At 44.9% G+C, this 13,539-nt stretch carries 7 protein-coding genes; 1 reads left to right on the forward strand and 6 read right to left on the reverse strand.

What is annotated here, in order from left to right:
* Nucleotides 1–45: 45 nt before the first annotated feature.
* The 3 genes from K0625_RS01610 to K0625_RS01620 form a co-directional block, all read right to left on the reverse strand.
* Nucleotides 46–7,407, reverse strand: a complete 7,362-nt coding sequence (locus K0625_RS01610; RefSeq protein WP_220108051.1) for a BspA family leucine-rich repeat surface protein — start codon at nucleotides 7,405–7,407, stop codon at nucleotides 46–48.
* 156 nt (nucleotides 7,408–7,563) lie between these two features.
* Entirely contained in the window at nucleotides 7,564–9,297 is a 1,734-nt protein-coding gene (locus tag K0625_RS01615; protein WP_220108052.1) for a phospho-sugar mutase, read from the reverse strand.
* Between the two features lie 162 nt (nucleotides 9,298–9,459).
* A complete protein-coding gene (locus tag K0625_RS01620; RefSeq protein ID WP_220108053.1) occupies nucleotides 9,460–10,320 on the reverse strand; it encodes a transporter substrate-binding domain-containing protein in 861 nt (286 codons plus the stop codon).
* A gap of 176 nt (nucleotides 10,321–10,496) precedes the next feature.
* Here K0625_RS01620 and K0625_RS01625 point away from each other — a divergent pair, with 176 nt between their 5' ends.
* Nucleotides 10,497–11,348, forward strand: a complete 852-nt coding sequence (locus tag K0625_RS01625; protein ID WP_220108054.1) for an RluA family pseudouridine synthase — start codon at nucleotides 10,497–10,499, stop codon at nucleotides 11,346–11,348.
* Nucleotides 11,349–11,373: 25 nt separating this feature from the next.
* Here K0625_RS01625 and K0625_RS01630 read toward each other — a convergent pair whose 3' ends face one another.
* The 3 genes from K0625_RS01630 to oleD all read right to left on the reverse strand — a co-directional run bounded on the left by K0625_RS01630 (nucleotide 11,374) and on the right by oleD (nucleotide 13,538).
* Nucleotides 11,374–11,736, reverse strand: a complete 363-nt coding sequence (locus K0625_RS01630) for a nuclear transport factor 2 family protein (protein ID WP_220108055.1) — start codon at nucleotides 11,734–11,736, stop codon at nucleotides 11,374–11,376.
* A gap of 93 nt (nucleotides 11,737–11,829) precedes the next feature.
* Nucleotides 11,830–12,387 (reverse strand): hypothetical protein, encoded by a 558-nt coding sequence (locus tag K0625_RS01635; RefSeq protein WP_232846870.1) that lies wholly within the window; start codon nucleotides 12,385–12,387, stop codon nucleotides 11,830–11,832.
* A 65-nt stretch (nucleotides 12,388–12,452) separates the two neighbouring features.
* Nucleotides 12,453–13,538, reverse strand: a complete 1,086-nt coding sequence (gene oleD, locus K0625_RS01640; RefSeq protein ID WP_220108056.1) for a 2-alkyl-3-oxoalkanoate reductase — start codon at nucleotides 13,536–13,538, stop codon at nucleotides 12,453–12,455.
* Nucleotide 13,539: the final 1 nt, after the last annotated feature.

Genomic DNA, 13,539 nt, shown 5'->3' on the forward strand with positions numbered 1-13,539 from the left:
CAAAAGGAGACAAAGCTTAACGGCTTTTGTCTCCTTAACTGGCATTTACAATCTTGATCCTCTATATGACCATAAACGCAGTATAGAGGAGTACAACAGGAGAAGAAGCAGCAAACTCATCACTCCTCCAGAGTCATTTTTAATCTCTATTTTCTCCCCCTCTTTAACCGTGATATGAACTTGCGCCGCTGCCATTGCACCTGAAGGGTCGATAATAAAATAGGTAACCTGAAATTCACCTAGAAACTCTCTATCTGGAGTGATCAGCAGCTTATCCCCACTCACCTCCACTCTGCCAATATCAGACGATACCCTGTGCAGTGATAGTCGATCGCCATCAGGATCGCTATCATTACTCAGTACATCTATGCTTGCTTGTGAATTCACCAACATGGTCAGCTCATCATTAACAGCCAGCGGTAATGAATTTCCCGTTACCACATCAAGCAAGACATTCGCTTTAGCGACTCCGCCCATCTCATCTGAAATCACATAGCTGATAGTATCATTTCCCAAAAAGCTTTCAGAAATTGGTCGATACCAGATAACCCCATCAATAATTTCAGTCGAGCCAAGTTCAGCAACAGCTTCAATAACCACAAGATTATCACCATCACTATCGCTGTCATTGTCTAGTACGTCCAGTGACACCTCTCCCCCTCTCACCAACTCAATAACATCATCCACTGCAACGGGATCATGATTATCAATCGATTTAAAACTTTCAAGATCTGTTAATCCGCCGGGATCCATCAAAATACCATTTTCCATGCCATCGGAATCATTCAACCCTCCCTCTCTAATGGTTAACCTCAGACACCAATCTCCTGCCGTAAGCCCAGAGATCCAACTAGGATCATTCGGCTCAGGACATAAACCTTGATTTGAATGAGCGCTTGCCAATTGATCCCCCTCACTGGTATCAAAATCAACCCATTCACTGCCCTGTTGAGAGAATTTTAAATATACGGCCTCTTTCGGAATAGGTTTTCGCTGTGGAAATACCACTTGATAATCACTCCCTTTGGGCTTACCAAAAATGACAAAATCGAATACGCCGCCCTCTAAAATTTGGCTATTATCCAACAGTGATGTCAACTCATCATCTAAAATTTGAATTCCTCCAGAGCGGCTCTGTAGAGCAAAGTCACCTCGCATAATGCAGGTTTCAGCCTCACTCTCAACCAAAAAGAGACGACCATCACTCTCTTGCTCATTGATGACTGAACAGTTTTCAGGAGTCGCAAGCACAACTGCTTGCGACTGGATTAACATATTAACTCTTGCTGTCACCTCAAGCCCTTGAGCAGAAGTTAACACTAAGCTTATCTGCACATTGCCAGGTGAGATCTCTTGAGGGTCAAACACAAATTGGGATGCTTGGGTAGAGTGGTTCACAATCTCTTCACTCGAAAACCACCGATAGGAAGCCTCTGCAACATCACCCGAATCCACAAGAGTATAAACAGTGACTAGCCCCTCAGTATCTTTGACCGTATAGGTTTCGACACCAGCTTGAAGTGGCTTCAATCTGATATCGGGCGCGTGAGCCTCTTCCGTGATCGTGAGTAAATGCACAGACTTTCCTGCAAGGTTGGCCTCGTCAGATAACTTAATCTCTAAAGTTTCATCTCCCTCAATCAGAGAATCACTAAAGGTTTTAAAATGGATATGCCCCAGACGTCCTTGAGTTAAACTTATGCTACCAGAGTGGAGATCATGATCATTTTCATCTGCAGTACCGCCGAGTGAATAGTCCAATACAACGGGGTAATTAGGGGCATCACCATTAAGATAGAACCCCAGACTCACCGCGCCCCCCTCCTGTACATGAGTATCACTACGAAGAGAGATTAAAGGGTGAACTTTAACACTTTGGCTGCGGCTAGTTTTGCGCCCCCTGGCATCCTCTGCCGTCCATAAAACCTGATGATTACCTGGCTCAAAGTAACTTCCCGACGATTGGCTAACGCTAATAGGGTTACCCAGATGATCCTTTGCAGTGGCAAACCCTAATGAAACTTTTGTGAGTAGGCCTGTAGCATTAACCTCAATATCTTGTGGTAACACTAAAGTAGGTGGTGCCCCTAACTCAGGATCACTGGTAATTGATACCTCAACGTTCGCTGTCGCTGTCAATCCACCACTATCGGCAATGGTGTAGCTGAGAATATCTGTTCCCACAAAATCAAGAGGGCTTTGGTATTCCAGTTTATCACCGACAAGCGTCACCTCTCCCAACACAGCACTTGCCTCCTGCAGTGTGATAAGATCCTCTTCATCAGGGTCTGAGTCATTAACTAAAACCTCTATCAGCCCCTTCTGCCCCTCTACAAGCGTAAAGCTATCATCTTCGGCTATAGGGGCATCATTGATATCTATCACCCTAAGTTCAAACGTAACACTTTTCGCCTCTCTCTCTTGTGAATCGCTAATATGGAAAGTTATGCCTGAATAGGTCGCAATATCTTTGACTCCAGGTGCACCTTTGACCTCCCCTGTTGCACTATCGAGTTGCAGCCATTCGGGTAAATTATCAGCCCGAAATACAAAAGGAGCTTCTCCTCCAATCACTTTTTGTGTCACGAGCAGATGCTCATCTTGCAACAAGGTATCTGGTAACTGTGTTTCTAAACTAAGCAGTAATTTATCAACAACGAATGCAGTTACACTTAATAGATTAGAGGCATTTCCAGCAATATCAGTAACGCGCAGCTGACAATCACTATAGTAGCCATCTTCAAGCTCATTAAAGGTGATCGTATTTTCACCTTCTGCTGCGATAACAGTGCTTGAGCTACAACTGCCTAAGTAGCTGATACTGCCCGCTTCTGTGCTGCTGAAACTGTAACTTGGCTTATTGTCTGATGTGGGCGTAGCGACAGGGGTGACCTCACTCAAACTAGCCCCTGCGCTGTCCACCACAAAACTGCTGACACTGAGTAAGTTCGAAAGATTACCTGCAGGATCGGTCACCCGCAGCTGACAATCACTGTAGTTGCCATCAGCTAATACATTAAAGGTGATGGTATTACTGCCACTGACTGCCACCGAGGTCGCTGAACTACAGCTGCCTAAGTAACTGATACTCCCCGCTTCTGTGCTGCTAAAACTGTAACTTGGCGTGCTGTCTGATGTGGGCGTAGCGACAGGGGTGACCTCACTCAAACTAGCCCCTGCACTGTCCACCACAAAACTACTGACACTGAGTAAGTTCGAAAGATTACCTGCAGGATCGGTCACCCGCAGCTGACAATCGCTGTAGTTACCATCAGCTAATGCATTAAAGGTGATGATATTACTGCCACTGACTGCCACCGAGGTCGCTGAACTACAGCTGCCTAAGTAACTGATACTGCCCGCTTCTGTACTGCTAAAACTGTAACTTGGCGTGCTGTCTGATGTGGGCGTAGCGACAGGGGTGACCTCACTCAAACTAGCCCCTGCGCTGTCCACCACAAAACTGCTGACACTGAGTAAGCTCGAAAGATTGCCTGCTGAATCTGTCACCCGCAGCTGACAATCGCTGTAGTTGCCATCAGCTAATGCATTAAAGGTGATGGTATTACTGCCACTGACTGCCACCGAGGTTGCTGAACTACAGCTGCCTAAGTAACTGATACTGCCCGCTTCTGTGCTGCTGAAGCTGTAACTCGGCGTACTGTCTGATGTGGGCGTAGCGACAGGGGTGACCTCACTCAAACTAGCCCCTGCGCTATCCACTACAAAACTGCTGACACTTAAGAGGTTCGAAAGATTACCTGCTGAATCTGTCACCCGCAGCTGACAATCGCTGTAGTTGCCATCAGCTAATGCATTAAAGGTAATGGTATTACTGCCACTGACTGCCACCGAGGTCGCTGAACTACAGCTACCTAAGTAACTGATACTGCCAGCTTCTGTGCTGCTGAAACTGTAACTTGGCGTACTGTCTGATGTAGGCGTAGAAATAACAAGGCTCTCAGTTATAGCAGGGGCACTATTATCGATCACCAGCCCAGTTGTCTCACCCGTTTGACTGTTACCTGCCAGATCGGTGACTGAAACGGTATCATTACTGGTCGATATCTCTCCTCCACCAGAGCCGATAGTGCCGCTACATAAAACTGTATTACTTGTTGTAGCAGGCGTTGGTGAACAACTCATATTTACAATGGTCAAGCTTGACCCCGTCTCTACTCCTGTACAAGTAGTGGAGATATTGGTGGAATCATTAGCCGTACTAGGGCTACTGCTACAACTTGGTACAGCTGGTTCTGCAGTATCAATCTTCACTAATAACGTTGGAGAATGGGCTGATTCATCCCCTGATAAAGTATCGGTATAACTGATATTATGATCACCATCAGACAATACACTTGCTGTAATAGATTCTGTTCCCACGCTAGTGCAGATCTGGGTAGCAAGATTAGTATTTGTAGTAGGGTTGTCGGAGTAAAGCGTAATTGTATTACCAATATTGCTACAATTAATATCAAGGCTTGGCGTGTTGTCTAATGTAATATTGTCACTGCTCACCACTCCAGAGTCCGATGTAACAAGCAGATCGGGTGTCTGCGATGGCGTTACTGGTGTACACTCTTTTCCACCGTCTGTAATGACCCAACTATCACTAGCAATCATATTTGCCCGCGCACCTTCTCCGGCGCAATACACTGAGTTGCCCCCATCAAATGAAACGCCACTTTGTAGAACCTGAGCGTTAAAACCAATCAAAAGTGCATCATAGTTTGATTTTGATAAGGTCACCCCAGAAAACATCAGGTTCATATTGTTAACATTGGGGATATCCCAGTTAGCTAGGTTTTGGTCAAAGTTGGTGGCATCTTGAAACATAGAGACCATAACGGTCACTTTGGATGTATCCCAGCTACTGATGTCCTGATTAAAGGCGGTCGCACCATCAAACAGAAAAGACATATTGGTGACTTTAGATGTATTCCACGTACCAATAGGTTGATTGAAATCATTGGCATCCTGAAACATGGTTAACATGGTGATCAATGCTGAAGTGTCCCAGGTCGAAATGTTCTGGTTAAAAGCACTGGCTCCTTCGAACATGGCCTGCATAGTGAACACCTTGGAAGTATCCCAGCTACTGATGTTTTGATTGAACGCTGAAGCACCTCTAAACGTATCCAACATGTTAGTGATATTTGAGGTGTCCCAGTGATTAATATCATCATCCATGGTTGTCGCATCACGAAACATCGCCCTTAAGCTCGTAACACTGGTCAAAACTGGTGCATCTGTTGCTGGCACGGTGAGATTACTTGCACCATAAAATGCATCTTGCATACTGGTCCAGACACCTGCTCCCCACTGGTCTACCGAGAGTATTTTCTCCTTATCTCCAGCATTGCTGAAGTAGATCCTAGGAAATTCCCCCCGTATTCGTACCGTTCGATTACCAGCAGCGCCAAAATCATGAGTCACCGAGCCTGTTAATCCAAACTCATCAAAAGTACCATCATTATCCCAATCTACATCATATGAGTATCCCGTTCCGGTAGTAGGAATGGTTATTGATGTACTGTTTGAACTGCCACTATTATCTGTTTTCCATGTGGTCACAAAATGCATATCAGGGCAACTTTTTCCTCCATCAGTAATCACCCAGCTATCGCTGGCGATCAAATTGTCTCTAGCAGACTCACCACTACAATACTTGGAGTTCCCTCCGTCAAAGCTAACCCCATTTTGTAGGGTTTGCCCATTCCAAGCAGTAAGCAGCGCATCATAGTTAGCTGTGGTAAGTGTGACCTCTGAAAACATTGAACTCATTTGGGTGACGTTCGAGACATCCCAATTACTGACGTCGGGGTTAGCAGATAAAGCCCGCTGAAACATATTGTTCATTGTGATGACTGAGCTGGTATTCCAAGCGCTGACATCAGGATTGGCACTGCTTGCGTCGAGAAATACGAAGTTCATATTGGTAACATTAGCTGTATTCCATGAACTTACATCTGGATTGGCATTAGTCGCATCCCAAAACATCCCTTCTAAAGTGACAACATTACTTGTGTTCCAAGCGGTAGTATTGGGAGTAGCACTTGTCGCATCGAGGAACAAGTAACTCATATTCGTCACACTGTTAGTATTCCATCCACTGACATCAGGTATCGCACTGGTAGCCGCTCTAAACATTCCCTCCATATTAGTCACACTGCCCGTATTCCAAGCACTCACATTCGGATTGGCATTGATAGCGTCGAGGAACATATAACTCATATTGGTAACAGCTGCCGTATCCCACAATGATGTGTCAGGCTCCGCCACAGTCGCACCATTAAACATGTTGCTCATTTGGGTTACACTAGCCGTATTCCACGAGCTCACATCTGGATTGGCATTAGTCGCATCCCAAAACATTCCCTCCATCGTTGTGACATTACTTGTATCCCAAGAGCTGACATTTGGATTGGCATTTGTAGCTCCCGAAAATGCTGATGACATATCAATTACGGCTGATGTATTCCAACTACTTGTATTAGGGGTTGCAACTTCTGCGTTAAAAAACATAAGTTTAATTGAAGTCACCGCAGACATATTCCATCCACTAGTGTCCGGGTTTGCAGCCGTTGCACCACTAAACATAGATCGCATTGTGGTCACCGAAGAGGTATCCCAACTACTGGTATCAGGCGTAGCCGATGTCGCGCCAAAAAACATAGCATACATGCTAGTTGCAGATGAGGTATCCCAACTACTCACATCTGGATTAGCAGATGTTGCACCATTAAAAATGGATCTCATATTGGTAACAGAGGAGGTATCCCAGCTGCTGGTGTCTGGGGTAGCTGAAGTTGCATTTAAAAACATCGACCTCATGCTAGTCACCGCAGAGGTATTCCAACTACTGGTATTTGGATTAGCTAGAGTAGCCCCATCAAACATAGATCTCGTAGAGGTTACCAAAGCTAAATCTGGTACGTCGGTGGCCGGCACTGTGAGATTGACAGCTCCCTGAAAAGCACTTTGCATGCTAGTCCACTTTCCCGTTCCCCACTGTTGAACGGTAAGTATCTTCTCCTTGTCTCCTCCATTATTAAAATATATTCGGGGAAACCCTGTACTGGCACCAGAGTTATCTTCAACTCTGACTGTATAAGTCCCTGCACCGCCCAAGGAGGTGTAATCACAAGTGTAATCAGCAGTTTGAGCGGTAGCTTCATCGGTACCGTCATCATCACAATCGATATTGTAATTATATCCGCTACCTGTGGTTGGGAGGGTGAACTGAACATCAGAAGAGGTGCCGGCATTATCAGATTTTATGGTTATCACAAAATCATCCGTTGTCGCAGCGAGACAAACTAAAGGAAGCAGATATAAAATGAGTGCCAGTACACTAGACACTGAATTGGAGACAATCACGCTTAAAGAGACGAACCAAACTCTCATGAGCCAATCCTCACTAAAAATTAGATGAGTTCTTCTAGTTTAGCCCTAAATTGGTACGTCTAATTTATTTCCTCAGCGTGATCCTATAAATGTAAAATGAACTTGCAAACATCGATTAAAAAATATCACAAGTTCACTGACCCTCCCTTGTCAAAACTACTTAGGTAATGAAGCTTGGTGAGCTTCAATAAATTTATCCATTTGAGCGCGTGCTCTTAATTGAGCTTTTTCTAAACTATCATCTAATCTCATAATTTCAACAACTTCGTAATAACATTTTATTTTAGGCTCAGTTCCTGAGGGCCTTACAATCACTCTAGCCCCCCCCTCTAAGCTGTAAATAAGCACGTCACTCGCTGGTAGCGCTATGGTTTCGAGTCGGCCGTCTGCAAATCTGCGCTCGCCACAACTGATATCATCAATAGATATCACACTACGTCCAGCCACAGTCACTGGTGGGTGTTCACGAAGGTAAGCACCTATATTTGGCGTATCGGGTTTTAATGCAATACTCACCTGAGCGTTAAGATGGAAGCCATGTTCTTGGTAGATATCCGCTAATCTATCCCAAATCGTCTCGCCTTTGCTTGCAAGTTCAGCGGTTAATTGTGAGAAAGCCACGAGCGCAGATAGCCCATCTTTGTCCCACACCATATCCCCAACGGTATAACCTAACGCCTCTTCATAGGCAAACAAAAAACGGTTATCAGAAGTTTGTTCTGCTATCGCCACGTTCATAAGCCATTTAAAGCCCGTCAGTGTCGTGATACACCTTGCCCCCATGCTCGCCGCAACTTTCGATAATAAGCTTGATGACACAATCGTCGTACAGGTCAGGCCTTGCTCCTTAGGCGCGTGTTCCAGTAAGTAATGACCAAAAAGTACTCCTACTTGATCACCTGTCAACATCTGATAATCACCTGGTGATTTTCGAACCGCAACAGCAAAGCGATCAGCATCAGGATCGTTGGCACAAGCTAACATGGCGTCATGTTTTGCAGCCTCTGCAATCACTAAATCCATTGCTCCCTTCTCCTCTGGATTAGGGAAATTCACCGTTGGGAAATCCCCATCAGGCTCTCGTTGAGCAGCCACTGAGTACACCTGAGTAACACCTACATCCTTAAGCAATGTTTCGGCCATCTCAGCGCCGACACCATGCATCGCCGTATAAGCTAAGCTCACTAACTCTGGCCGAGTATGATTTTGTAACACCTCGGCACCTTTAACCCCTTGTCGATAGGTCTGATAGAAATCATCTTCCAACATCATTAAGGTGCCTGAAAGCCGAGCTTTTTCTAGGCTAAGTAACTCAATAGTTTTGCTGATAGATTGATCGGCAGCTTGATGCACACAGGCTGCAATACCTGAGTCGTGAGGTGGGATAATTTGCGCGCCATTACTCCAGTAAACTTTATAACCGTTATATTGTGGGGGATTATGACTGGCCGTCACCACTATGCCTGCCGCGGCCCCAAAATGCAGTACACCAAAAGCAACGAGTGGCGTTGCGGCAACTTTACTGGTCAAATACACCTTGATGCCCATCGCCGTCAACACACCCGCTGCATCATGGGCAAACTGCTTGGAATCATGCCGACCGTCATAACCTATCACTACACCACGTGAGTCAAGGTCACTCACCTGAGTTTTCAGATAGCTCCCCAACCCAGATGTGGTTTGCTGCACGACAAATCGATTCATGCCCATGGGACCAGCCCCAACCACGCCCCTTAACCCAGCAGTACCAAAAGCCAATCTGCCAGCAAAACGTTTCCCAAGCTCAGTGTCATCATTGTTATCGACTAACTGCTGAAGCTCTCTCTTCGAACGCGGATCTGGATCAGCTTCTATCCAATTTTTTACTCTCAATGCTAATTGTGTATTCATGCTCTACTCCAATGCGGCCTAATAAACTTGTAAGAATGTTAGGCGAGTTGAAAATCATTAGCATTGACATTAATCCTCGTCTCATCTGAGAACAAGTTAATTTGCATTAAATCTCTGTCATGGCTCACTTATGATGAATCTACTAAAAAGAGAAAGCTAAACTCAAAAATTAAACCAAAGTTCCTTTTCACTCAGTAGGTTTTTACTCTCTTGAGACAGTAGCGGATTATCTAGAGTAAATATACGCCTTTGCGGTAAATTCGCACGCTCAATCACTTGGGAAGTAATAGCATGATTATTAAATAGTGCTTCGAAACTTCCATCTAATAACGCGTTCCTCAAACCATACTCCACCCGCTCAGCAAGCAGTTTGTCGTCTGGATTAACGAAAAAATAGATAGGAGAGGGATAGATGATCACAAAGGAGGAATCAATCATCAAACTGGGATGCCCTAGCACTTCATCCCATGGCTCATGAAGAGCACGTAAAAAGTAATCAAATCGATTCATATCCAACATAGAGAGTAAACTGTGAGCCGCCCCCCTTACTAAGGTAAAACCTTGGTTTTGCAAAATATCGCTATCAGGCCAGTCACTTCCTTGACCAACAGGAATAACCTGAAGCTCCTCAACACTTTTAATGTCGACGAACCTCTGCTTATCTTGACGCCGAATTATCGCAATTCTATAGCCCATTAAGCCCTTAAGTAATGGGAAATAAACTGGAGTAAGCCTGCGCTCTCTATCGATACTGGTCATGGTCCACACTAGGTCTAACTCCCCCTTTTGCACCAGTTGAACGGTACGGGCCTGAGCCATCTCACTAACCACAGCTTGAAGTTGGTAATCACCATAACGTTCACGACTCTTGTCCAGCGATAAGCGCAGCAAGTCGATATAGTAGCTCTGTTTCGGATCCACAAATTGATCAGAAATATTGTAACGAATAACCTGAGGATCGGCGTTAACTGGTAATGCACAAAGCAGTAAAACATATAGGCTACAAAAAGTTAAAATCCGCACTCACTCCCCTCTTTAGACTACCCACAAGGTTTAAATATTTGAATATGGAACCAAACTGAATAAAGCAGCAATTTCACTTAAAACGCAATAATAATGGCTAGTGAAGCAATAGCACATCTCACTTGTAATAGTGTAAACTTGCCAGCTTACTATCGCCTAAATACGCTACTTAGTCTATGAGTCCAACTCTTTCAAAAATTGAATGCCACATTAATGTCGACTCATGTGAGGCCAATGCCGCTTCCTTACTTGCAGATAAGAGTGGGTTATCTAAGCAGCAGATAAAGCAAGCCATGACAAAAGGGGCGGTGTGGCACTCCCGCAAGCACAATACATCCCGCCTTAGACGTGGCAAGAGATCACTTAAAGTGGGTGATGAGCTCCACCTCTACTATAACCAAGAGGTGCTTGAGCATCAGGTTGCTGATGCCGAACTTATTGCAGATATGGGCCAATACAGCCTCTGGTACAAACCTTACGGCATGCTATGCCAAGGTTCAAAATGGGGCGACCACACTACCATCAACCGCTATGCAGAGACTCACTTAACTCCAGATAGACCCGCTTTCATTGTGCATCGTTTAGATAGAGCCGCAACAGGGCTTGTTCTGATCGGGCATAGTAAAAGCATAACGGCAGCATTAGCTAAGCTTTTCGAACTCAGAGAGTTAGATAAGTATTATCAGGTAATTGTTGAAGGTCAGTTCAATTCAGGTAGAGAGGAGGTGGTCACTGTAGATAGTGATGTAGACAATAAAACCGCCTGTTCACACGCCAAATTACTTGAATATGACGCTAAACAGAACCGCTCTCTGGTGCAGGTCAAGATCGACTCAGGACGAAAACACCAAATTCGTATCCATATGGCTTCTCTTGGTCATCCTGTCGTTGGTGACAGGTTACACGGCATAGCCAGCGACTCTGATATCAATCTGCAGCTGACATCTTGCTATCTCAAATTTCCCTGTCCTGCCACAGGCGAAATCAACGAATTTGAGCTGCCAGAGCGATTACGTCCTAAGTTATAATCAAAACACGAGAGCGGTTTTGTTGCTAGTGGCGATGCTTCATAAATGAGCTTTTCACTTTTATCTTACCCTTGTCAAAAGTGAAAATATCGCACCCTTCTAACTCTATTTTTGTGCCGTCAGGTTTAGTGGCGGTAAATATCCATTCTGAACAGCCTCTATCAGCCTGTACAAAATGTTTAGCCTGATTAAAGCTAACATCAGGCATGGTTTCAAGCACAGAGATAAACCTTGCCTTTACAGCTTCAAAGCCTGAGTGGCGAGTGCCATACACTTCTGCCCCACCACCGGTTTCAAATACACAATCCTTTGACATAAAAGACATGATTTTTTCGATGTCATGCTCATTCCATGCATCAACATAAGCTTGCAGGTCATCAGTAGTCATAATACTTTCCACTCACATAAGTGATTAAACAACTTATCTGATTTTAGTATAGCAACACAAAAGAGAGCCTGTTTGCCGCTCTCATAAAGAGGATTAATCGAGCTTTCTCCACACTTCAACCTCTTTAAGCTTGCCCGCCTCGACGCGTTTGGTATGTAGCTTATCCCCCTTCATTTCATATTCAAAGGCAAATGATGCTCCCTCTTTTGCCCCAAAAGAGTTAAGTGTCGGGTACTCGATATATTGAGAGTCGCTGTATTCGTAACGCCCTGTGCCAGCGGCCCAGAACTCCAATTTATTAACGCCTTGCTCACTCGTCTCTTTGACAGTGGTGAAGCTGAAATGTGAATCTGAGATCACTTTAATCGCTTTAAGGTGTAGCCCTTGATAGTCAACCCAAATACCAGCCTCATCTAGGTATCGACCTGAGATCAACTGCCAACTACCAGTAAAGGGATTTGAACTCAGAGCCGAGGGGCTTGTCTCTTTCCGGGAGAGAGCTTGTGAAGAGCCGGTGTCCAAGACCTCAACATCTGCAAGCAGCGCTAATGTCATGGACTCAACACTCGATGCCATTAACTTTGGTGAGACAGTGGCTGCACAGCAGGCCAAAATTGCGACTGATAAAAACTGCGTTTTCAAAAGGGGCATAGGTGATACTTTCATCCTTGAAATAATTATCATTTTTAAATACTGACTTAGCTTTACTAAGCGATTTACTCAATTTCAGTGAGATACTCTCTCAATTTCACCATGCCTTGGTCAATGCTCACAATAGCTGAATAGCCGAAATCTGTTTTCGCAGCAGAGATATTAAAATAGTGACTGGTTGATAACTGCCTTGCCACAAACCGAGTCATCACAGGCTCCTCCTGCTTATTCATCAAGCTATAAAAGGCTTCAAGTATCACTCCAACACCATAAGCTAAGCTGGCAGGAACTCGTTGAGTCACTTTAGGCATATCGACACAAGCTAAAATATTATTCAGCATATCAGCCATGGTAATAGGCTCATCATTACTTAAATAGTAAGCTCTTCCCGCGACTTTAGGATCGGGCTCAGACAGATTGATAGCCGCGAGAATATGGGCATAAGCTGCATTATCAACATAGATGGTATCAACCAGTTTATCCTCTCTCCCCACTAGCTTGAGTCTGCCAGCTCTTGCTCGAGATATCACCCGAGGGACGAGGTGAGGGTCTTCCGGTCCCCAAATAAGATGCGGTCTCAGCGACACTGTTTTCAGCTCCTCTGAATTAGCATCGATCATCATCTTCTCTGCGACCGCTTTTGACTCGCCATAATAGTTCAAAAACGTGTCAGCATAGGGTGCTGTCTCATCAATCCCCACTTCATCCTCTCCGGCAAATGTTACGCTTGGCGTACTGGTATAAACAAGGTTTGCAATGCCTAACTGCTTACAGCCTTGGATGATATTGGCAGCACCAGCCACATTAGGTGAAAAATAGCTTAACTTACTCCCCCACACCCCAGCTTTAGAAGCCACGTGAAAAACCAGATCGCAGCCTCTCATGGCCTCGATAACACTTGTTTGATCGGCAATATCTCCCTTAACCATCTTAACGCCCATGGTACTAAGCTCAGGGTAATCCCCTCTTGCAAAACCAGTCACTTGGATACCTGCAGCGAGTAAACGTTTGCAGATAGCCTTACCTAGAAAGCCTCCAGCTCCGGTCACAAAAGCGTGTTCTACCTTAGCCTTAAGCTTAGTTAACGCAACTTGCTCCTCAAAGGCAAAGTCATGCAACTCCAGTCTATTCATATCTGCCGTTTCAGACATA

Source organism: Shewanella nanhaiensis, assembly GCF_019457885.1.
GTDB classification, from domain to species: Bacteria; Pseudomonadota; Gammaproteobacteria; order Enterobacterales; family Shewanellaceae; genus Shewanella; species Shewanella nanhaiensis.